Annotated in this window: 19 protein-coding genes; 13 read left to right on the forward strand and 6 right to left on the reverse strand. The window is 63.8% G+C overall.

Features of this window, described 5'->3' with window-relative positions:
- Window positions 1–24: 24 nt before the first annotated feature.
- On the reverse strand, window positions 25–249 hold the full coding sequence (locus PHA8399_RS04990; protein ID WP_244270153.1) for a putative hemolysin: 225 nt from the start codon (window positions 247–249) through the stop codon (window positions 25–27).
- A gap of 229 nt (window positions 250–478) precedes the next feature.
- Between PHA8399_RS04990 and PHA8399_RS04995 the strand changes: the two genes are divergently transcribed.
- From PHA8399_RS04995 to PHA8399_RS05015, 5 genes are all read left to right on the forward strand, one after another.
- Complete coding sequence (locus PHA8399_RS04995) at window positions 479–2,392, forward strand: extracellular solute-binding protein (protein ID WP_058285082.1); 1,914 nt, start codon at window positions 479–481, stop codon at window positions 2,390–2,392.
- Between the two features lie 9 nt (window positions 2,393–2,401).
- Entirely contained in the window at window positions 2,402–3,487 is a 1,086-nt protein-coding gene (locus PHA8399_RS05000) for a microcin C ABC transporter permease YejB (RefSeq protein ID WP_058285083.1), read from the forward strand.
- 3 nt (window positions 3,488–3,490) lie between these two features.
- On the forward strand, window positions 3,491–4,597 hold the full coding sequence (locus PHA8399_RS05005) for an ABC transporter permease (RefSeq protein WP_058285084.1): 1,107 nt from the start codon (window positions 3,491–3,493) through the stop codon (window positions 4,595–4,597).
- A gap of 100 nt (window positions 4,598–4,697) precedes the next feature.
- Entirely contained in the window at window positions 4,698–6,293 is a 1,596-nt protein-coding gene (locus tag PHA8399_RS05010) for an ABC transporter ATP-binding protein (RefSeq protein ID WP_058285085.1), read from the forward strand.
- Between the two features lie 116 nt (window positions 6,294–6,409).
- The gene (locus PHA8399_RS05015) at window positions 6,410–7,138 is read left to right on the forward strand and encodes a helix-turn-helix domain-containing protein (protein WP_058285086.1); all 729 of its coding nucleotides are present in this window, start codon (window positions 6,410–6,412) and stop codon (window positions 7,136–7,138) included.
- Window positions 7,139–7,410: 272 nt separating this feature from the next.
- On the opposite strand, the gene hemN is transcribed toward PHA8399_RS05015, so the two are convergent.
- Window positions 7,411–8,766, reverse strand: coding sequence for an oxygen-independent coproporphyrinogen III oxidase (hemN, locus tag PHA8399_RS05020; RefSeq protein ID WP_058285087.1), 1,356 nt, complete (start codon window positions 8,764–8,766; stop codon window positions 7,411–7,413).
- A 62-nt stretch (window positions 8,767–8,828) separates the two neighbouring features.
- Here hemN and fnrL point away from each other — a divergent pair, with 62 nt between their 5' ends.
- Both fnrL and PHA8399_RS05030 read left to right on the forward strand, forming a co-directional pair.
- Window positions 8,829–9,569 (forward strand): transcriptional regulator FnrL, encoded by a 741-nt coding sequence (gene fnrL, locus PHA8399_RS05025; protein ID WP_058285088.1) that lies wholly within the window; start codon window positions 8,829–8,831, stop codon window positions 9,567–9,569.
- Window positions 9,570–9,936: 367 nt separating this feature from the next.
- On the forward strand, window positions 9,937–10,194 hold the full coding sequence (locus PHA8399_RS05030; RefSeq protein ID WP_058285089.1) for a GlsB/YeaQ/YmgE family stress response membrane protein: 258 nt from the start codon (window positions 9,937–9,939) through the stop codon (window positions 10,192–10,194).
- Window positions 10,195–10,273: 79 nt separating this feature from the next.
- On the opposite strand, the gene PHA8399_RS05035 is transcribed toward PHA8399_RS05030, so the two are convergent.
- Entirely contained in the window at window positions 10,274–11,113 is an 840-nt protein-coding gene (locus PHA8399_RS05035; RefSeq protein WP_058285090.1) for a universal stress protein, read from the reverse strand.
- A 204-nt stretch (window positions 11,114–11,317) separates the two neighbouring features.
- Here PHA8399_RS05035 and ccoN point away from each other — a divergent pair, with 204 nt between their 5' ends.
- Genes ccoN through ccoP form a run of 4 tightly spaced genes read left to right on the forward strand, consistent with a single transcriptional unit; the run spans window position 11,318 to window position 14,785 of the window.
- Entirely contained in the window at window positions 11,318–12,928 is a 1,611-nt protein-coding gene (gene ccoN / locus PHA8399_RS05040) for a cytochrome-c oxidase, cbb3-type subunit I (protein ID WP_058285091.1), read from the forward strand.
- A gap of 14 nt (window positions 12,929–12,942) precedes the next feature.
- The gene (gene ccoO / locus PHA8399_RS05045; RefSeq protein WP_058285092.1) at window positions 12,943–13,671 is read left to right on the forward strand and encodes a cytochrome-c oxidase, cbb3-type subunit II; all 729 of its coding nucleotides are present in this window, start codon (window positions 12,943–12,945) and stop codon (window positions 13,669–13,671) included.
- Window positions 13,672–13,682: 11 nt separating this feature from the next.
- Window positions 13,683–13,919: a CcoQ/FixQ family Cbb3-type cytochrome c oxidase assembly chaperone gene (locus PHA8399_RS05050; RefSeq protein ID WP_058285093.1), complete on the forward strand. Its 237-nt coding sequence runs from the start codon at window positions 13,683–13,685 to the stop codon at window positions 13,917–13,919.
- On the forward strand, window positions 13,916–14,785 hold the full coding sequence (ccoP, locus tag PHA8399_RS05055; protein ID WP_058285094.1) for a cytochrome-c oxidase, cbb3-type subunit III: 870 nt from the start codon (window positions 13,916–13,918) through the stop codon (window positions 14,783–14,785). The genes PHA8399_RS05050 and ccoP overlap by 4 nt, the downstream gene beginning before the upstream one ends.
- A 252-nt stretch (window positions 14,786–15,037) precedes the next feature.
- Here the strand turns inward: ccoP and PHA8399_RS05060 are convergent, their stop codons facing one another.
- Window positions 15,038–17,539, reverse strand: coding sequence for a Hint domain-containing protein (locus PHA8399_RS05060; protein ID WP_058285095.1), 2,502 nt, complete (start codon window positions 17,537–17,539; stop codon window positions 15,038–15,040).
- A 349-nt stretch (window positions 17,540–17,888) separates the two neighbouring features.
- On the opposite strand from PHA8399_RS05060, the gene PHA8399_RS05065 reads away from it, so the two are divergent.
- Complete coding sequence (locus PHA8399_RS05065; protein ID WP_058285096.1) at window positions 17,889–18,875, forward strand: calcium/sodium antiporter; 987 nt, start codon at window positions 17,889–17,891, stop codon at window positions 18,873–18,875.
- On the opposite strand, the gene PHA8399_RS05070 is transcribed toward PHA8399_RS05065, so the two are convergent.
- On the reverse strand, window positions 18,845–19,594 hold the full coding sequence (locus tag PHA8399_RS05070; protein ID WP_058285097.1) for a DUF2270 domain-containing protein: 750 nt from the start codon (window positions 19,592–19,594) through the stop codon (window positions 18,845–18,847). The genes PHA8399_RS05065 and PHA8399_RS05070 overlap by 31 nt on opposite strands.
- 253 nt (window positions 19,595–19,847) lie before the next feature.
- The gene (locus tag PHA8399_RS05075; RefSeq protein ID WP_058285098.1) at window positions 19,848–20,027 is read right to left on the reverse strand and encodes a hypothetical protein; all 180 of its coding nucleotides are present in this window, start codon (window positions 20,025–20,027) and stop codon (window positions 19,848–19,850) included.
- A 98-nt stretch (window positions 20,028–20,125) separates the two neighbouring features.
- Here PHA8399_RS05075 and PHA8399_RS05080 point away from each other — a divergent pair, with 98 nt between their 5' ends.
- Entirely contained in the window at window positions 20,126–21,001 is an 876-nt protein-coding gene (locus PHA8399_RS05080) for a LysR family transcriptional regulator (protein ID WP_058285099.1), read from the forward strand.
- Window positions 21,002–21,030: the final 29 nt, after the last annotated feature.

Genomic DNA, 21,030 nt, shown 5'->3' on the forward strand with positions numbered 1-21,030 from the left:
CGCGCCTGGCAGGGCGGGGCCGGCTCAGGCCGGGTTGTTTTCCCGGTAATAGGCCAGCGCATCGCGCTCCTGGCCGTCGGGCAGAATGCAGACGCCGATCGTGCCGGACTTGCCGCTGCGCAGCACGTACTGGCCGCCGGCCTGCACGCAATAGGCCTCTTCCGGGCTGGTATAGACCACTTCCTCTTCCTGCTGGGCGCAGGCGCTGAGCGCGGCGGCTCCGGCAACCGCAAGAGCAGCAAATTTCATTGATTTCAGCATCGGCAGACTCCCTCGTTCTTTAACGCAATTGTGATATGAGGCTGGCAGGTAATTTTATTTCGCGCAAGCAAGGGCGCGCGCAGGTCATTGTTTCGGCTGCTTTATGCCCAGAACACTTTGCCAATCACCCATTCTCAACTTGAATGTTACCGCCCCCGGACATTAGCTTGAGGGCAGAAATCCGGGCCGAAGTTCCGGGCAAAGGAGGTCATGGCAGATGAAAACCGCTCGAGCTGCGGCACGCGTGCGCGTGAAAGACAGGGCGAACCCGCTGCAGGCCGCGGCGGCGCTGGCCTTGGGGTTTGTTCTGGCACTGGCGGCGGCCACGCTGGCCAAGGCGGAAGAAACCGTCATCAAAAGCCACGGCTTCGCCGAATTCGGTGAGCTGAAATACCCGGAAGGCTTTACCCGTTTCGATTACGTGAACCCGGAGGCGCCCAAGGGCGGCGAGCTGTCGATTTCTGCTGTCGGCACGTTTGACAGCATGAACCCCTTCACCCGCAAGGGGCGGGCCGGGGCGCTGTCTTCGGACCATTTCGAAAGCCTGCTGGTGGAATCCTATGATGAGCCGGGCTCCTACTACGGGCTGATTGCCGAGAGCCTGGAATACCCCGAGAGCCAGGACTGGGTGATCTTCAACCTGCGGCCTGAAGCAAAATTTTCCGACGGCACCCCGGTCACTGCCGATGACGTGGTGTTTTCCCACAACATCCTGCTGGACCAGGGGCTGAAATCCTATGCCGAGGCGGTGCGCAAACGCATTCCCAAGGCCGAGGCCCTGGACCCGCACCGGGTGAAGTTCCATTTCAGCCCGGACTTCCCGCGCCGGGCGATGATCACCCAGGTGGGCGGCACGCCGGTGTTCTCCAAGGCCTGGTTCGAGGCTGACCCGGAGAACCGCCGCCTGGATGAGCCGCGGCTGGATCCGGGCATCGGCTCCGGCCCCTACATGCTGGAAAGCGCCGAGGTGAACCAGCGCATCACCTACAAGCGGAACCCCGATTATTGGGGCGCGGACCTGAACGTGAATGCGGGCCGCCACAACTATGACCGCATCCGGGTGGAGTATTTCGGCGACGCAATTGCCGCGATGGAAGGGTTCAAGGCGGGGGTCTATACCCTGCGGCCGGAAAACAACTCCAAGAGCTGGGCAACCGCCTATGATTTTGCCGCGGTGGAAAAGGGCCAGGTGGTCAAGGGTGAAATCCCCGACGGCAACGTGCCGGCCGCGAACGGGTTTGTGATGAACCTGCTGAAACCCAAGTTCCAGGACATCCGCGTGCGCGAGGCGCTGCAGCTGGCGTTCAACTTCGAATGGACCAACGATAGCCTGCAATACGGGCTGTTCCGCCACCGCTCGTCCTTCTGGCAGGACTCTCCGCTTGCGGCCAAGGGGCTTCCGGAAGGCCGCGAGAAAGAGGTGCTGGAGGCGCTGGGCGATCAGATCGACCCGTCAGTCCTGACCTCGGAACCGGTGATGGCGCATAGCTCAATGGAGTCGCGTCCGGGCGACCGCAAGAACCTGCGCCGGGCGATGAAGCTGCTGGAAGAGGCCGGCTGGACGGTTGGCGATGACGGGGTGCGCCGCAACGCCGAAGGCAAAGTGCTGAAGGTCGAATTCCTCGCCGACAGCCCGACCATCGAGCGGATCGTGCAGCCCTATATCAGCAACCTGCGCTCTATGGGGGTGGATGCGGTGCTGAACCGGGTGGACTACGCCCAATACACCAGCCGCCGCCGGGAAAAAGAGTTCGACATGATCTCCCATGCCTATCCGATGTCGCTGGAGCCCTCGACCGGTCTCTATCAGTACTTCGGCTCCGAGGCGCATGAGTATTCCGTGTTCAACCCGGCAGGTCTGGCCGATCCGGCAGTGGATACGCTGATCGGCAATATCGTCAACGCCACCACCCAGGAGGAGCTGCGCGCCAACGCCCGCGCGCTGGACCGGGTGCTGCGCGCCAAGCGGTTCATGGTGCCGACCTGGTACTTGGACGTGAACTGGATCGCCTATTGGGACATGTACCGCCACCCGGAAAACCTGCCGCCGTATAACACGGGGATGCTGGATCTGTGGTGGATCGACGCCGCCCGGGAGGCCGAGCTTAAGGCCGCTGGCGCTCTGCGGTAAGACACAGACATGGCAGCTTATATCTTCCGACGCCTGCTTTTGGTGATACCGACGCTGTTCGGCATCCTGCTGGTGAACTTTGCGCTGGTGCAGTTTGTGCCCGGCGGCCCCGTGGAGCAGATCATCGCCCAGCTGGAAGGCGGCGGCGACGTGTTTGAGGGCTTTGCCGGCGGCGGCGGCGACGCCGGCACCGAGGCGATCAGCGCCAATGAGAACTATGCCGGCCGCCAGGGCCTGCCGCCGGAGCTGATCAAGGAACTGGAGCAGCAGTTCGGCCTCGACAAGCCGCCCCTGGAGCGGTTTCTGACGATGCTGTGGAACTATGTGCAGTTCGACTTCGGAGAGAGCTATTTCCGCAAGATCGACGTGACAGACCTGGTGCTGGAAAAGATGCCGGTGTCGATTTCGCTCGGCCTGTGGTCGACGGTGATCGCCTATCTGATCTCGATCCCGATGGGCATCCGCAAGGCGCTGGGGGACGGTTCGCGCTTTGACACCTGGACCAGCGGCGTGATCATTGCCGCCTATGCGATCCCGTCCTTCCTGTTTGCCATCATGCTGCTGGTGCTGTTTGCCGGCGGCTCCTATTGGCAGATCTTCCCGCTGCGCGGGCTGACGTCGGACAATTGGGAACAGCTGAGCCTGCTGGGCAAGATCGGCGATTACTTCTGGCATATCGCGCTGCCGGTGCTGGCCTCGACCATCGGCGCCTTTGCGACGCTGACATTGCTGACCAAGAACTCCTTCCTGGATGAGATCAAGAAGCAATACGTGATGACAGCGCGCGCCAAGGGCCTGAGCGAGAACCGGGTGCTGTACGGCCATGTGTTCCGCAACGCGATGCTGATCGTGATCGCGGGCTTCCCGTCGGTGTTCATCGGCATCTTCTTCTCCGGCTCGCTGATCATCGAGACGATCTTCTCGCTCGACGGCTTGGGGCGGCTGGGGTTCGAGGCCGCGGTGGCGCGGGATTACCCGGTGATCTTCGGCACGCTGTTCATCTTCGGCCTGATGAGCCTGGTTGTCGGCATCATCTCCGACCTGATGTATGTGCTGGTCGATCCGCGCATCGACTTTGAAAAGCGGGAGGGCTGAGGAATGGCGCTCTCCCCGCTGAACCAGCGCCGCTGGAACAATTTCCGCAAAAACAAGCGCGCCTTCTGGTCGCTGATCATCTTTTCGGTGCTGTTCACGCTATCGCTGTTTGCCGAGTTCATCGCAAACGACAAGCCGATCCTCGTAAGCTACCGTGGCGAGCTTTACACGCCGGTCTTCAAGTTCTACCCGGAGACCCAATTCGGCGGCGACTTCCGGACCGAGGCGATTTACAGCGACCCGGAAGTGGAATGCCTGATCCGCTCCGGCGGGATCGAGGACTGCTTTGATGAGCCTGAAGTGATCCTTGAGGAGATTGCTACAGGCACCTATGCCGCCGATGGGTTCGAGGAAGGCTGGACCCTCTGGCCGCCGATCCCCTACAGCTTCAACACCACCGTCGACCGCCCCGGCGCGGCACCGCTGCCGCCCAATGGCCAGAACCTTTTGGGCACCGATGACACCAAGCGCGATGTGCTGGCGCGGGTGATCCACGGCTTCCGCCTGTCGATCCTGTTCACCCTGATCGTGACCGGCGCCGCCACGGTGCTGGGCATCCTCGCGGGCGCGGTGCAGGGGTATTTCGGCGGCTGGCTGGATCTGGTGTTCCAGCGCATCATCGAGATCTGGAGCTCCACTCCGACGCTTTATGTGATCATCATCATGTTTGCGATCCTGGGGCGCAGTTTCTGGCTGCTGGTGTTCCTGATGGTGCTGTTCGGCTGGACCGCGCTGGTTGGCGTGGTCCGGGCCGAGTTCCTGCGCGCCCGCAATCTGGAATACGTTCGCGCGGCCAAGGCACTGGGGGTTGGCAACACGACCATCATGTTCCGCCACATGCTGCCCAATGCGATGGTGGCGACGCTGACCATGCTGCCGTTCATCGTGACCGGCACCATCTCGGCTCTGGCGGGGCTGGATTTCCTGGGCTTCGGCCTGCCGTCCTCGGCGCCCAGCTTGGGTGAGCTGACGCTGCAGGCCAAGCAGAACCTTGAAGCGCCCTGGCTGGCGTTCACCGCGTTCTTCACCTTCGCGATCATGCTGTCGCTGCTGGTGTTCATCTTTGAGGGCGTGCGGGATGCGTTCGATCCGAGGAAGACGTTTTCATGATTGAGAAAAATACCAGGGTCGCGCCTGCCGGGGGGCAGGCAGGCGCGACCCGGGCCGCAAGCGGCCCGGGTTTCGAGCGGCGTGCCAGAGGCAAAACATAATGAGCAACACACCCAAAGCCCCCCTCCTGAACGTCAAAGACCTCCGCGTCTCCTTCCGGCAGGACGGCAAGATCACCCCGGCCGTGCGCGGCGTGTCCTTCTCGGTGGGCCGCGGCGAGACCGTGGCGCTGGTGGGCGAGTCGGGCTCCGGAAAATCGGTCTCGGCGCTGTCCACAGTCTCTCTGCTGGGCGACAGCGCCATCGTCGAAGGCTCCGTCACCTATGACGGCACCGAGATGGTCGGGGCCAGTAAAAAGCACCTGATGCGGGTGCGCGGCAATGACATCAGCTTCATCTTCCAGGAGCCGATGACCTCTCTCAACCCGCTGCACACCATCGAACGGCAGCTTGAGGAGTCGCTGGCGCTGCACCAGGGGCTGACCGGCAAAGCGGCGCGGGTGCGTATCCTGGAACTGATGGACAAGGTTGGCATCCGCGATGCGGAAAGCCGGCTCAACGCCTATCCGCATCAGCTGTCGGGCGGACAGCGGCAGCGGGTGATGATCGCCATGGCGCTCGCCAACAAGCCCGACATCCTGATTGCGGACGAGCCGACCACGGCGCTGGACGTGACCATCCAGGCGCAGATCCTCGACCTGCTGGCGGAGCTGAAGGAAAGCGAGGGCATGGGGCTGCTGTTCATCACCCACGACCTTGGCATCGTGCGCCGCATTGCCGACCGGGTCTGCGTGATGAAAGACGGCGAGATTGTCGAGGAGGGGCCGGCGGCGGAGATCTTTGCCGCCCCAACACACCCCTACACGCAGAAACTGCTGGCCGCCGAACCGTCCGGGACCCCGCCGCCGGTGCCGCAGGGCGCCGAAGAGCTGGTTGCGACCCGTGATCTCAAGGTCTGGTTCCCGATCCAGCGGGGGCTGCTGAAACGCACCGTGGGCCATGTGAAGGCGGTGAACCCGGTCACAGTCTCGGTCCGCGCGGGCGAGACGCTGGGGATCGTCGGCGAGAGCGGCTCCGGCAAGACCACGCTGGCGCTGGCGATCATGCGGCTGATCGGCTCTGAGGGGCAGGTCACTTTTCAGGGCCAGGACCTGCGGAAATGGTCGACCCGCGACCTGCGCAAACTGCGGAAGGATATGCAGATTGTGTTTCAGGATCCGTTCGGCTCGCTCAGCCCGCGGATGACCTGCGCCCAGATCATCGCGGAGGGGCTGGCGATCCACAAGGTGGACCAGCACCGCGACACCCGCGAACTGGTGGCCGAGGTGATGCGCGAGGTGGGGCTGGACCCGGCGGCAATGGACCGTTACCCGCATGAGTTCTCCGGCGGCCAGCGCCAGCGCATCGCCATTGCCCGCGCCATGGTGCTGCGGCCCAAGCTGGTGGTGCTGGATGAGCCGACCTCGGCACTGGACATGACGGTACAGGTGCAGATTGTCGAACTGCTGCGCGATCTGCAGGCGCGCTACGGGCTGGCGTATCTGTTCATCAGCCATGACCTGAATGTGGTGCGGGCAATGTCGCACAGTGTGCTGGTGATGAACCAGGGCGATGTGGTCGAAGCCGGGCCTGCAGATTCCCTGTTCCGCAACCCGCAGCAGGACTATACCAGAAGGCTTTTGGCCGCCGCCGGATAAACTCTTGGGGTTGCGGGTATAATCGGCGCTAACGGTGCGCGCATAGAGTGCATAAATTATAATCAGTTTAAAACTGCGTAAAATTATGCAAAAATACCGCCATGCAAAAGAGTGGAATGGATCTTTATGAAAGATTCATGTCAGCACGGACCAGCGCTGACAGGTGGCGTATTGCAAACGAGGTGATGGCCTCGCTCGGAGCTATTGCGCTGAACGTGGCGGAAGTTGAAATAAAAACCCGCAGGCTGCTTTGGCTGAGAAGCAGCATGACCCGGGCATTCCTTGCCGAATATGCGCAGCAGAAATTCTACGAGGTGGACCAGTTTGTTTCGGGAATCGGTCTGCCGTTCTACCCGTCGCTGCACGTAACCGGCACGCTGGAGCGCGCAACGGCGCCAAGCCAGCGGCATTTGGACTTCAATTGGACGACCTGGGATATGGGCTACACCTTGGGGTATGCGATGCGGTTTGCGGGGGCTTGTCCGGGCACCAGCAAGACGGTCGTGTTTTGTGCTGGGGAAACAGCATCGGAGTTCACCGCGGAGCAGTTTGAGAAGATCCGGCAGGCAGGAACGGCTGTTGCTGCCTTTATCGGCGCGCCGGGCTTTGGGGAAGAGTATCCGGCCTTCCCCGCTCAGGATCGAGGCAGCGCTCTGTCGAGCCGGGAAAAACAGATGCTGGCCTTGCTGGCCGCGGGTTATCTGAACACCCGCATCGCGCACGAACTGGGAATCGCTGAGGTCACCGTCCGAAAGACCCTGTTGTCCGCCCGCCGCAAACTGGGCGCGAAGACGCGCGAGGAGGCGCTGGCGATTGCCGTCAGGTCCGGCCTTCTGGACTTTTGAAAAGGCCGGGACTGGCATCCCGGCCTTTCTCAAATGGTTCGGTTCTGAAATTCCGGTCCCGTCCCGTACCCGAGTACCAGAGCGGGTTGAAACGGCCCGCTGGAAACGGCTGCGTCTGCAGCCTCGTCGCGTTCCGGGAGGAACAACGCTTGCAAACGCGGAAAGGCCTGCGTTTGCGCTGCGATGGGGAATCCCGGAACGCAAATCCATTATGCAATCAGACAGCAGCCTGCGCCAGCTATCGATACCGATATGGACCTCTGGCCGGGACCTCAGATCGCCGGGCTGTGCCCTGCTTTGCTCAGTTCATAGGCATCAAGGCTGCGGGCGATCATCCGGGTCAGCGGCCGGGCCTCCCGCATGATGGCCAGACCCGCAGGCGACAGCTCCAGCATGCCGGGAAACGCCTCTGCGGTGCTGCGCAGCAGCGCGTCGAGACGGTCCGGAGAAACTCCGAAGCGGGACAGGATCTCTTGGCGGCAGATCCGGAAATCGCACATCAGCGCTTCGATCAGACGCGCCCGCAGCAAGTCCTCGTCCTGAAAGACGTGGCCGCGGACGGTGGCAAACTGGCCTGCGCGGATGGCCCGGATGTAATCCGAGGTGCCTGGGGCGTTCTGGGCGTAGCCCTGCGGGAACCTTGAGATGGCGGAGGCGCCGATGCCGATCAGCACGTCTGAGGGATCGTCGGTATAACCCTGGAAATTGCGCCGCAACCGGCCGCTGCGCTGGGCAATGGCCAGCCCGTCCGCGGGCCGCGAGAAATGGTCGATGCCGATCTCCCGGTAGCCGTCCCACAGGAACAGCTGGCGGGCGGTCTCAAACAGTTCCAGCCGCGCCTCCGGCGTCGGCAGCGTGTCGGAGCGGATCATGCTTTGGCGCCCAGCCATCCAGGGCACATGGGCATAGCCGTAGACGGCCACCCGGTCGGGGGTGAGCGACAGCAGCTTCTGCACGCTTTCGGTCATTCGCTCCGGGGTCTGATGCGGCAGCCCGAACAGGATATCGGCATTGAGGCTGCCGATCCCGTGTGCCCGCAGCATGTCGATGGCCCGCTTGGTGGTCTCGAAACTCTGGATCCGGCCGATCGCCTGCTGAATGGTGCTGTCGAAATCCTGCACTCCGACAGAGGCGCGGTTCATGCCCGCCCCGGCCAGCGCATCCAGGCGCCGGTCGCCGACCTCGTTCGGGTCGATCTCGACCGAGAACTCGGCATAAGGCGCCAGCGGGAATGCGCCGGTAATCGCTGCGGCCAGATCCCGGATCTGGCTGGCGTTCAGCAGGGTCGGGGTGCCGCCGCCCCAATGCAGGCGCGACAGGGTGATACCCTCTGGCAGCTGCCGGCGGAGCAAGGCGATCTCCGCCTTCAGAACCTCCACATAGGCCGCTACAGGCGCGTCCGATTGGGTGCCCTGGGTGCGGCAAGCGCAGAACCAGCACAATCTGCGGCAGAAAGGCACATGCACATACAAGGAAATTTTGCTGCCCGCGCGAACACTGGATATCCAATTGGAAAATTGTGCGGAATCGGTTGCTTTGCCAAAATGCGGCGCTGTCGGATAACTCGTATAGCGCGGCACTCTGGCGTCAAACAATCCGAGTTTGGCCAATTGAGCTTTCTGATCCATTCCATTACCGTTAAGGGTACGCGCGAGCCCAATCCTTGACCCAGATCAACCGGACCCCCGAAATGAACGCTCCTATCCTGTCACAGTCCAGATGCGGGGACTGCCCGATCCGCCACCGTGCCGTCTGCGCGCGTTGCAATGCGGATGAGCTGGAGGAGCTGGACGCCATCAAATACTACCGCACCTATGAGGCGGGGCAGCCGATCATCTGGTCGGGCGACGTGATGAATTTCGTCGGCTCGGTGGTGTCAGGCATTGCGTCTCTGACCCAGACAATGGAGGACGGGCGCACCCAGATGGTGGGGTTGCTGCTGCCCAGCGATTTTGTCGGCCGCCCCGGCCGCGAAGGCGCGGCCTACGATGTGGCAGCGACCACCGATGTGGTGATGTGCTGCTTCCGCAAGAAGCCGTTCGAGGAGCTGATGGAGCGCACGCCGCATATTGCGCACCGGCTTCTGGAGATGACGCTGGACGAGCTGGACGCGGCGCGGGAGTGGATGCTGGTGCTGGGCCGCAAGACCGCGCGCGAAAAGATCGCGAGCCTGCTGGCGATCATTGCGCGGCGCGATGCCACTCTGACGCCGGGCGGCGCCACCAACCGGATGGTGTTCGACCTGCCGCTGACCCGCGAGGCGATGGCCGATTACCTGGGCCTGACGCTGGAAACCGTGAGCCGCCAGATCTCGGCGCTCAAGAAGGACGGCATCATCGAACTGGAGGGCAAGCGGCATGTGACCGTGCCCGACATGCGCCGCCTGATGGAAGAGGCCGGCGACGACAGCGACGGCGGCTTCCTGGGCTAAGGGCGCGGGCGGCATTCTGAGCATTCCCTGATTCACCTGCCGCCGGTTGCGGGCGGCCCGTCGGCGCGGGTCTGCGCTGCGGCCAAACCCGCGTGACCTAAGCCGTTTGATGCAAGAGGGCAGGCGGGGATCTCCCGCGCCCGCGCATACCCGGCTGAGCCGGACCCGCTGGCGGCCTTGGGCCCGGCACCGCGCAGCGGTGCCATGCCCAACGGGAGGAAGCCCTTCCAACAGGAAGGGCAGACGACGGGCGGGAGTGCTACGGGGTGCGTTTGGCAGAAATCCGGACTCCGGCAACCTGAAGCCAGGGCGTGACCCGGCAAAAGGACTGTGATCTACTGGCAGCACCACAAAAACGGAGGCGGCAATGCAGTTTGGAAGCCTGATCGGGATGCTGATCATCGGAGCCTTGGCCGGGTGGCTGTCGGGCAAAATCATGCAGGGGCGGGGGTTTGGCCTCCTGGGCAATATCATCGTCGGCGTGGTCGGCGCCTTTCTGGCCGGGATGATCTTTCCGGCGCTGGGCTTTGCGGCGGGAGGCGGATTTTTCTGGTCGCTGGTCCATGCCACGATCGGGGCGGTGATCCTGCTGTTCCTGATCGGCCTCATCCGCAAGGCCCGTTAGGCTGCTGGCGCACGGAACTGGAAAAGGCGCCCTGCGGGGGCGCCTTTTGCCGCTTCATCCGGCTGGAAAGGCCAGGGCGTCAATGCGCCATCAGCACCGGGACCGCCGCCTGTTCCAGCATGTTGCGGGTGGCGCCGCCGAGAATGGCCTCGCGGAAGCGGGAATGGCCGTATGCCCCCATCACGATCAGGTCAGCGGCTGTATCGGCCGCATGGCGGTTCAGGATGTCCGACACCCGGGTCAGCGTCTTGCTCAGCACGTCGATCTCGCAGGTGACGCCGTGGCGGGAGAGCATCTGCGCCAGCATGCCGCCCGGATCGGAGCGTTCCGGCCCGTGCTGCGGCGGGTCGATGACCGCAATGCGCACCAAGTCGGCACCGGTCAGGAAGGGCAGCGACCTGCGGATCGCGGTCATCGCCTCGATGCTCTCGTTCCAGGCCACCAGCACTGTCTTGGGCCGGCGCAGGGGCTCGCCCTTGTCCGGCACCACAAGCACCGGTGCGCGGCCCTCGAACAGGGCCGATTCGACAATCGGCTCGGCCTCGGCGCGCTTCTCCTTGCCATAGGGCTTGCCCAGCACCACCAGGTCGGAGAACCGCGCGTGGCGCGCCACGTGGCGGCCAAGGTCCGCGATCTGCGCAACACCGCTGTCGGTGGCAAAAGGCACGCCTGCGCGCTGCAGCGTTTCCACGGCGCCGGCCTGGATCGCTTCGGCCTCTTCCTGGGCGCGGGCCAGGGTTTCCTGCAGCACCATCGCATTGGCGCCTGCATAGTAATAGCCTGTCTGGGTGCGGTCGACGCCGAGGCAGAGCGCATCGGCATGGGCACCGAATTCCTCTGCCAAAGCCGCAACTTGCGCCAGAGGCGCAGTTGCGGTTTCCGCAGCCGTAAGGACAGTAAGCAAGGATTTGTAGGACATGACACCTCCCGGCGGGGTCTGCGCCGCGGGCCCCCATGGCCCCGGCGAAGGGATTTTCAAAGCACGGGAAGAAGTGTCACATGTCGGCGGGAAGCGTCTTGATGCAGATCAAGGCAGGAGAGAGGCGCGTTTTGCAAGAAGAGCGCGGTCTATTAACGTCCCCGTATCCGCAGGATTCGCGGGGGCACGGCAAAGGGACGCAAGATGTCTAACTATATCAAGCTGATAGCGCTTGGTCTGGTCACGCTGTTTGCGATGATCGGTACCAATTACGCGCGGGATCTGGCTTACCAGGTGCATGCGGTCATCGTGATGATCGTGGCTGGCGGGCTGTTCCTCTATACTTTGCGCCACACCAATGAGCCGAAAAAGGCAGTTGCAGGTGTGGAAAATGAGTATTTCGACAGCGTTGTGCGCGCTGGTGCAATTGCAACCGCCCTTTGGGGCGTGGTCGGGTTTCTGGCCGGGACCTTCATTGCGTTCCAGCTGGCCTTTCCGGCGCTGAATTTCGATTGGGCGCAAGGGTTTGCCAATTTCGGCCGTCTGCGCCCGCTGCACACTTCCGCAGTGATTTTTGCATTTGGCGGCAACGCTCTGATCGCAACCTCCTTCTATGTGGTGCAGCGGACCTCTGCCGCGCGCCTGTGGGGCGGCAACCTCGCGTGGTTCGTGTTCTGGGGCTACCAGCTGTTCATCGTGCTGGCGGCAACCGGCTACCTGCTGGGCGGCACCCAGTCCAAGGAATACGCGGAGCCGGAATGGTACGTTGACCTGTGGCTGACCATTGTCTGGGTCGCCTATCTGGCCGTCTTCCTGGGCACCATCATCAAGCGCAAGGAACCCCACATCTACGTGGCGAACTGGTTCTACCTGTCGTTCATCGTCACCGTTGCCATGCTGCACCTGGTCAACAACGCGACCATCCCGGTGTCGATCTGGGGCTCCAAGTCCGTGATCGTCTGGCCGGGCGTGCAAGATGCGATGGTGCAGTGGTGGTACGGCCACAACGCCGTGGGCTTCTTCCTGACCGCAGGCTTCCTGGGCATGATGTATTACTTCATCCCGAAGCAGGCCGAACGTCCCGTGTTCTCCTACAAGCTGTCGATCATCCACTTCTGGGCGCTGATCTTCCTGTACATCTGGGCGGGTCCGCACCACCTGCACTACACCGCGCTGCCTGACTGGGCCTCGACCTTGGGCATGGTGTTCTCGGTGATCCTGTGGATGCCCAGCTGGGGCGGCATGATCAACGGCCTGATGACGCTGTCTGGCGCCTGGGACAAGCTGCGCACCGACCCGGTGATCCGGATGATGGTGATCTCCGTCGGCTTCTACGGCATGTCCACCTTCGAAGGCCCGATGATGTCGATCCGCGCGGTGAACTCGCTGTCGCACTACACCGACTGGACCATTGGCCACGTGCACTCCGGCGCGCTCGGCTGGAACGGCATGATCACCTTCGGCGCGCTGTACTATCTGGTGCCGGTGCTGTGGAAGCGTGAGCGCCTGTACTCGCTGAGCCTCGTGTCCTGGCACTTCTGGCTCGCCACCATCGGCATCGTTCTTTACGCCGCGTCGATGTGGGTGACCGGTATCATGGAAGGCCTGATGTGGCGCGAAGTGGACGCCAACGGCTTCCTGGTGAACTCCTTTGCCGACACCGTGGCAGCGAAGTTCCCGATGTATGTGGTGCGCGGTCTGGGCGGGGGCATGTTCCTCGCGGGCTCCCTCATCATGTGCTACAACCTGTGGATGACCGTCCGCCGGGCCCCGGCCAAAGAGGCCAGCCTGTCGGTTCAGGTCCCGGCTGAATAAGGAGGGCCGGAGCAATGGCTATTCTCGACAAACATAAGATCCTCGAGACCAACGCGACCCTCCTGCTGATCTGCAGTTTCCTGGTCGTGACCATCGGCGGACTGGTGCAGATTGCACCGCTGTTCTACCTGGAAAACACCATCGAGGAGGTGGAGGGCATGCGTCCCTACACCCCGCTCGAACTGGCGGGCCGCGAGGTCTACATCCGGGAAGGCTGCTATGTCTGCCACAGCCAGATGATCCGTCCGATGCGCGACGAGGTCGAACGCTACGGCCACTACTCGCTGGCGGCGGAGTCAATGTACGACCGTCCGTTCCAGTGGGGCTCCAAGCGGACCGGGCCGGATCTGGCCCGGGTGGGCGGCCGTTACTCGGATGACTGGCACGTCGACCACCTGCGCGACCCGCAGGCCGTGGTGCCGGAATCGGTGATGCCGAAATACGGCTTCCTCGAAGACAAGAAGATCGACGGCAAATACATCGGCGACATCATGGCCACCAACGCGCTGCTGGGCACGCCCTACAGCGAGGACATGATCGAAACCGCACAGGCCGACTTCCGCGCCCAGGCGGATCCGGACAGCGACTATGACGGGCTGCTGGAGCGCTATGGCGACAAGGTCAACGTGCGCAACTTCGATGGTCAGCCGGGGGTCTCCGAGGCCGATGCGCTGATCGCCTACCTGCAGATGCTGGGCACGCTGGTCGACTTCTCGACCTTCACCCCGGATGCAAGCCGGTAAGGGAGGATAGGATGGAACTCTATACGCTCCTCAGGGAATTCGCAGACAGCTGGATGCTGCTGTTCCTGTTCACCGTCTTCATCGGCATCATTGTCTGGGCGTTCCGCCCAGGCAGCACCAAGGCTTACGAGGATACCGCAAACATCCCGTTCCGCCACGTCGATGCACCTGCGCCCCGCAAGGGCGACGAGACAGCCGCGCCCCGCAGGGGCGACAAACCCGCCGCGACTAAGGAGGCGAGGGTATGAGCAAGAAATCGCAAAAGTTCGAGGGCGATCCGAAGACCACCGGCCACGAGTGGGACGGGATCGAGGAATTCGACAACCCGATGCCGCGCTGGTGGCTGTGGACCTTCTACGCCACCATCATCTGGGGTGTTCTTTACACCATCGCCTATCCGGCCTGGCCGCTGGTCAACTCGGCCACGGCAGGCATCCTGGGCTGGTCCACCCGCGGCGACGTGGCGGCTGAAATCGCGTCGGTGGAAGAAGCCAACGCGCCGGTCAACGCCAAGCTGGAAGCGGCTGAGCTGGTCGCCATCGCGGACGACACGGAACTGAACACCTATGCGGTCTCTGCCGGTTCCGCCGTGTTCAAGACCTGGTGCGCCCAGTGCCACGGCTCCGGTGCTGCCGGCGCCAAGGGCTACCCGAACCTCTTGGACGACGACTGGCTCTGGGGCGGCTCGGTGGAGGACATCCACGCCACGGTGGCCCACGGCATCCGCAACGAGGACAGCGATGAAGCGCGCTATTCCGAGATGCCTGCCTTCGGCCGCGATGAGCTTCTGGAGAAGGAAGAAATCTCCCAGGTGGTCAACTACGTGATGTCGCTGTCGGGTGAGCCGCAGGACGCCTCCAAGGTTGAGGCCGGGTCGGTTGTCTTCGCTGACAACTGTGCCTCCTGCCACATGGAAGACGGCACCGGCGACCGCGCGCAGGGGGCGCCGAACCTGGCCGACGCGATCTGGCTCTATGGCGGCGACTACGCCACCCTGACCGAGACCGTGAGCAACTCGCGCTATGGCGTGATGCCGGCCTGGAACACCCGCCTTACCGAAGCGCAGATCCGCGCCGTGTCGGCCTATGTCCACCAGCTGGGCGGCGGCGAATAAGCCGGACCGGGTTGCAGAAGACCTAGGAAAGGGCTGCCCATCGGGCGGCCCTTTTCCGTTATCGGGCAGGCTGTTCGCAAGGAGAAGCCGCGCAGCCGCTCCGCTGAACCACCACAGAGGCGGCCATCAGAAAGGCGCCGGCGCCTTGGCTGCCGGAGCAGGTCAAGCAGGAGGGGCAGGGCGCAAAAAGGGCCGGGCGCGGCGCTGCGCTCCGGCCCTGGCAAAGCGCAAGGCGCTCCGGAAGGCTTGGGATCAGGCGGCCCGCAGATCCTTCAGGTCGCGCCGCTTGAGCGGCAGGCGGGCAAGGCCGCCGTAGACACCGCGCACCTGCTCCCGGCCCTGTTCGCCTGTCAGGCCGTGAACTGCCGCCAGTTCGGGGAACAGGCTGAACAGCTCCCGTTTGTCCGCAGCGCACAACCCGCGCATTGCCTCGGGTCCGGGCCAGAAGGTTTCCGTTGCGATGCCTTCGGCAAAGATCACCTCGTGCCGCTCTGTCATCAGATGCACATAGGTGACAGGGCCGTCCGCAACCGGCTGCCGGGAGCAGTTCGGGTCGATCTCCGCCAGCAGTTTCGCGGACAGGAAGCTTTCGCCGAACGGGGTTTCCCGGTCAAAGGCCTGCCGCCCCGTCAGCAGGCGGTGCTGCGGCGACAGCAGCATCGGCCGTTCCGGCCGCAGCAGACCGCCCGGGCGGACGCAATAGGGCCGCAGATGAGGGCGCAGCGCGAGTTCCGCCGGGCTGAGGGTGCGCTTGCCGGTCCAGATGACCGGCTGGAACCCGTTGTCAGCGGTCTGCAGCATGTCGCCCACTTGGATTTGCCCGGCCGGGACCGCACCGCGCCGGGTGGCCAGCAGAACATTGGGTGTGAAGCAGGGGATGCCCGCGGAGTAAAGCTGCGGCGCGGTGGAGAGCTGTGCCGGTGCAACCCCCTGCAGAACCAGTTTCTCGCCTGTGGGGAATGTCAGCAGCGCATTGCCGAACCCGTCGTCGGTGACGGAAACGTCCCAGGCGCGGATGGCGCCGCCGGGGCCGGTGCCGCCGGTCAGCCCGGACACATCAAGCTGGTCGTTGTAAAAGCCGTCGGCGTCGTCATCGCCAACACTGAAGTCGCTGACGGTGTCGGTGCCGCCGCCGCCGGTCAGTATCAGCTGGTCATAGCCTTCGCCGCCTGTGATCAGGTCGTCGCCGGCGCCCATAGTGATGGTGTCGTCGCCCTTGCCGGCGTCGATCGTCACCCCGGCGCTGTCAGCCGAGGCATTCACGATGTCGCCCTGATCCGTCAGGTTCAGCAACTCGATCTCGGAAAAGGTGATCGTGTCGGTGCCGTCGGTGATCGTGCCGGCCTCATCCCCGGTGTAGGTAACGGTCACGCCGGTGGTGACATCGGACAAGTTGACGGTGTCGTAGTCGTTCCCCGCCTCCCCGCCTTCCAGGGTGTCATTGCCGAACCCGTCCGACATCTTGAAGGTGTCGGCATCGGCTTCGCCATACATCAGGTCATCGCCGGCGCCGCCAACCAGCAGGTCGTTGTCATTGCCGCCGTACATGGTGTCGTTGCCGTCGCCGCCTTCCAGCGTGTCATTGCCGTCGGTCGCGATGATGCTGTCATTGCCGACGCCACCGACCAGGCTGTCGTCGCCGGCAGAGTTTCTGAGGGTGTCGTCGCCCTCGCCGCCGATCAGCGTGTCGTTGCCGAGGCCCGTGGTCAGGCTGTCATTGCCGGCGCCGCCTTCGATGTAGTCGTCGCCATCGCCGCCGGAGAGAGTGTCGCCGCCGTCGCCGCCAATCAGCGTGTCGGCGCCTGCGCCGCCTTCCAGGATGTCGTCACCGGCGCCGCCTTCCATGCTGTCGTCGCCGTCTTCGCCATACAGGACATCGTTGCCCCCCTGGCCGTAGACCACATCGTTGCCATCCCCCGCCAGAACGGTGTCGTTGCCCTGTTCGATGGGCGTGACAACGGCATCTTCGATCACATCGCCGGACAGCGTGAAACCGGCCAGGCCGTCGCGCGTCTGCAGCGTGAACTCGATCGAGGACCGGTCTTCGAAGGCGGCGGAGAACCAGGCGTCCTGATCCGTGTAGTCATTCTTCTCCGATCCGGTGGCCGTGACCATGCTGCCGTCAATTGCCGTGCCAAGCGAGGTGTCCTCCGCTACCCCGAAGCTGGTGAAGCTGTTGCCGTCAATGATGACCGCCTCGGCATCGCCATAGCTGCTGTTGTCATCAACGTCGTTGAAGGTGGCGGTAGAGTTCAGGTAGACCGGCTCTCCGGTGGCGGGATCGAAGAACTCCAGCCGGAACGTGGCCCGGTCCCCGGGAGAATCGCCGTTCAGCAGGATTTCCGCGCCAGTGTCGTACCCGAATTGCACCGACATGTAATCGTTGGACTTTTCGACCAGAACCAGCCTGCCCCAGACACTGGTGCCGTCTTCCAGAACGGCGATATCGCTGAAGACGGCGTAGTCGCCCGCCGACCCGGTATAGCCGTCGTGCGACACCGTTTGGATGTTGTTGATGTCCAGCACCAGCGGCGAGGCGTCCGCGCCCTGCTCGAATCCGTCGCCCATGTCCCCATAGACAACGTCATCGCCCTTACCGGCATCAATAATGTCGCTGCCTTCTTCACCGGCGACGGTGTCCTGGCCCGCACCCGCGTCGATCGTGTCGTCACCGGTGGTTCCGTCCATCAAATCGTCGCCTTTTGTGCCTTTCTTGCTGGCGATAAGGTCTTTTACCCAGTCTGGCATTGCCATGAGCTGTATCTGTCTTTCTATCTGGCGCGGGCGTCGGCACGCGTTAGGAACAATTTTTCGCGGTTGCACCGCCAATGGGAGAGGCGTGATGCCGGGAACCGTTACACGAGTGCCGATAAGGAAACGTAAATTCCGCGCAGGTTCTGAGCGTCCGGGCAGGCTCCCGGATCCTGTGGCGGCCTTGCCTCTCCCGCTTGCAGAAATGACCGCCGCCGCATCTTGAAAGCCGCGCGGAGAACGCTCACTTCCGCGCTAGACGTTTCTGCGCCGAGCCGCAAAGGGAAGGCAGCAGCGGCGCTGTCTGCGCGCCCTTGGCAGTCCCAATGGCGCATTTCCGGAAAGGTTTTGCGTGTTTGATATTTGGCTGCCGCTTTTGAGCGGGCTTGGTCTGCTGATCCTGGGCGGCGAGTTTATGGTGCGCGGCGCCGTGCGTTTGGCAGAGCGTTTTGGCGTCTCGCCGCTGGTGATCGGGCTGACGCTGGTCGGTTTTGGCACCTCGGCGCCGGAGCTGGTGACGTCGGTGCGGGCAGCGCTGGCCGGGGCGCCGGGGATTGCCTATGGCAACATCACAGGCTCCAACATTGCCAATATCCTGCTGATTGCCGGCGTTTCCGCCCTGATTGCCCCGATGGCGGTGCAGTCGGCAGCACTGCGGCGCGACGGCGGTGTCATGCTGGCCGCGACGCTGGTCTTTGCCGTACTTGCCGCAACGGTGCCGGTGACCCGGGCCGCGGGGGCAGGTTTTGTCCTGGCTTTGGCTGCCTATATCTGGCTGGCCGTCCGGCAGGAGCGGACACCCGCCGCAGACCACGGCGCGCTGTATGACAAGGCCGCCGCGCTGGAAGGCGTCGATCCGGCGATTGTGCCTGCAAGCCAGCCCAGGCTGCCTCTGTGGCGGCCGCTGGCAACCGCCCTGGCCGGGCTTGCCCTGGTGATCGGCGGCGGCGGCCTGCTGGTGGATGGCGCGGTGGAGCTGGCGCGCTCGATGGCGGTCTCCGAGACGGTGATCGGCCTGACAATCGTTGCCGTGGGCACCTCCGCGCCCGAACTGGCGACCTCTGTCGCCGCGGCGCTGCGGCGTCAGGGCGAAATGGCGTTCGGCAACATCATCGGCTCCAACATCTACAACCTGATGGGGATCGGCGGTGCAACGGCCCTGATCGCGCCCTCTGAGGTACCGGGGCGGATTGCGGGCTTTGATAACCCGGTGATGGTGCTGGTGACCTTGGGCTTCCTGGCGCTGGCCTGGACCGGCCTGCGGGTGTCGCGGCGCGAAGGCGCGGTGCTGCTGGCAGGCTATGCGGCCTATCTCTGGTGGCTCTGGCCGGCGGCCTGAGCCGCCGCTGAATCCGCCAGGGTCTTGGGCTTGCGCCCCGATGCCGGCGGGTGGATGCCCAGCCCCTGCTGGTCGTAAAGGCTGCTCCAGATGGCAATGCAGCTCCAGCTCACCACATAGAGAACGCCCGCCGCGATCACCACGCCGCCTGGCAGCGGGCCGATCTCCGCCCGCTCCAGCGCCTGATCAAAGGACTCGATGGGGCGGGGATGGACCGCGATCTTGCCGGCATAGGCCAGCGATTGGATCAGCAGCACCCACAGATAGTTGCGCTTGATCCGCCGCCCGATCGATTGCAGCAGGTTGATGTGATAGTCCGGCCGGTTGTAATCCTGCGCCAGCACCTTCTGCCAGTTTTCCTCCAGATGCAGGTCGCCGTCATGCAGCATCGGCGCGTAGAAATGCTTCTCCAACCAGCGGGCTCGGGCGCGGAAGACGTTGTAGAACCGGTAGCGCCGCGCCTCCAGCATCAGGAAGAAGATGATCAGGATGCCGACCAGGATCAGCGGCAGCGGCGAGGCTTCAGGCGAGGAATAGGAAATCGACAGCGCAACCCCCAGCGTCACCACCGCCCAGTTGGTGGTGATGTCCAGCCGGGTGCGCCACATCACGCTGCGGTAAACCTCGCCGCGGTACAAATGCGCCAAAGCGCCGACCTCGGCCGCCGACAGCGGAGCGCGGTTCCCGGCGTCTGCCTGTCCGTTTTCTACGTTGGCCATGGGTTGAGAATAGTTTTTTGCTGGAGACGGGCAAATTTTTGCGGCTGTTTGATCCGTGTCAAACTGCGCCGCCGCGAACCGCGCTACACAGGCAAGTGAAAGACATTGCTGCCTGGCAGACATCCCCGCCAAAGCAGCATGACATCCCGCTAGGCCGACGTGCAGGCCGAACGGGTCATGCGCCGGTTTTCCGATCTGTTCGCGCGTTTCCTGGAAAACCGGCGCTTTTTCTTTCTTCCTGAACAGCGCTTGCCTAGATGCTCCGCGGATGGATGCAGCGCGTTTTCCGCGGCTTCGGCATGAGCCGCCGCAACAGTTTGGCAAGCCCGCCGGGCGGGCGGGGCAGCGGTTTGGCAGCGGGCAGATCGCGCAGTTTCACACAGTCCTGCCGTGTCGCGGTCAGCATTGAGCGGGCGTAGATACCGGTCAGCATGGGTCAGCCTCCTATCCTGCTGTCTGTCCCTGATCCTTGCGCGAGCGGGCGATTCCTGCGAGTTAAGAAAAATCGCACTGTGTAAGTTGAGATTACATATGGATTGGTTGCACATGCCGCCGCTGGCGTCTTTGCGGGCCTTCTCCGCCTTTGCGGAGGCGGGAAATGTGGTGCAGGCAGGCGCGGCGCTGAATGTCAGTCATGCTGCCATCAGCCAGCAGCTGAGGGCGCTGGAGTCGCATCTGGGCGCGGCGCTGCTCGACCGCAGCGGCCGGGCGTTGGCGCTGACTGCTGAGGGCGCGCATCTGGCAAGGGCGCTGCAGCTGGGCTTTGGCGCAATCCAGGCTGCTGTGCAGGAAATCACCCAAGCGGGCACCGCCCGGCCGCTGCATGTCACCTGCACGCCGATGTTTGGCGCGCACTGGCTGATGCCGCGGCTGCCGGGGTTTCAGGCGGACAATCCCGGGATTGACCTGGTGCTCGACCCCACGGGCAGCTTGGTTGAGCTGAAGCCCGGCGGCATCGACATCGCCCTGCGCTACGGCGACGGCAGCTGGCCGGGGCTGGAAACGGAAATGCTGCTGGCCTCGCCGATGGTGGTGGTTGCCGCGCCGGGGCTTTTGGGCGGGCGGCAGGTGAGCGCGCCCGAGGATCTGCTGGATCTCCCTTGGCTGGAGGAGCTGGGCACGTCTGAGGCCGGCCTCTGGCTGCAATCGCGCGGCGTCAGCGAAGGCCTGCGCGGCCCGCGCACCCGGCTGCCGGGCAACCTGCTGATGCAGGCGGTGAAGGCCGGGCAGGGGGTTGCGGTCAGCGTCCGCGCCTTTGTCGAGGAGGAACTGGCAGAAGGCCGGCTGCTGGCACTGTTCACCGAAGGCGAGGGCCGCGGCTACCACATCGCCACCCGCCCGGGCGTGCTGCGCCCGGAGGCGCGCAAGTTCATCGCCTGGCTCGGGCGGCAGCGGCAGCCGTTCTGAAACCGCTGTTTCCCGACGGAAACCGGCTG

The sequence above is a fragment of the Leisingera aquaemixtae genome (assembly GCF_001458395.1).
Lineage (GTDB): Bacteria > Pseudomonadota > Alphaproteobacteria > Rhodobacterales > Rhodobacteraceae > Leisingera > Leisingera aquaemixtae.